The organism is Dryocola boscaweniae (assembly GCF_025215095.1).
Lineage (GTDB): Bacteria > Pseudomonadota > Gammaproteobacteria > Enterobacterales > Enterobacteriaceae > Dryocola > Dryocola boscaweniae.
The window spans coordinates 1-372 of record NZ_JALHAP010000028.1 but is presented as its reverse complement, the minus strand read 5'-3'; the positions used below and the strand labels follow the sequence as shown (position 1 = coordinate 372).

The following is a 372-nucleotide window of genomic DNA, read 5'->3' as shown; positions in this document are numbered from 1 at the left end:
TGCTTAACCAGACCGGCAACCGTTATCTCAATGGTGTGGGTTCCGATCTTGAGCAGATGCAGTATCTGATGGATAACGCTGCCCGTGCGCAACAGTCCCTCGGCCTGAACTTTGGTGTAGCACTGACCGCTGACCAGATTGCCGCTCTCGACCACAGCATCCTGTGGTGGGAAGCGACCGTCATCAACGGTGAAACGGTGCTGGTACCAAAACTCTATCTTTCGCCAAAAGACGTCACGGTGAATAACGGCAGCGTGATAGCCGGCAGCAATGTTCAGCTTGCGGGTGGCAACGTCATCAACAGCGGCGGCACGCTCACGGCGCAGAACGGCCTGAGTATCGACAGCCGGAACAGCATCAGCAACCTGAATG

Annotated in this window: 1 protein-coding gene; it reads left to right on the top strand. The window is 56.2% G+C overall.

Features of this window, described 5'->3' with window-relative positions:
• The coding region (locus MUA00_RS00135) for a hypothetical protein (protein WP_271121233.1) at window positions 1–372 on the top strand (372 nt) is incomplete at both ends.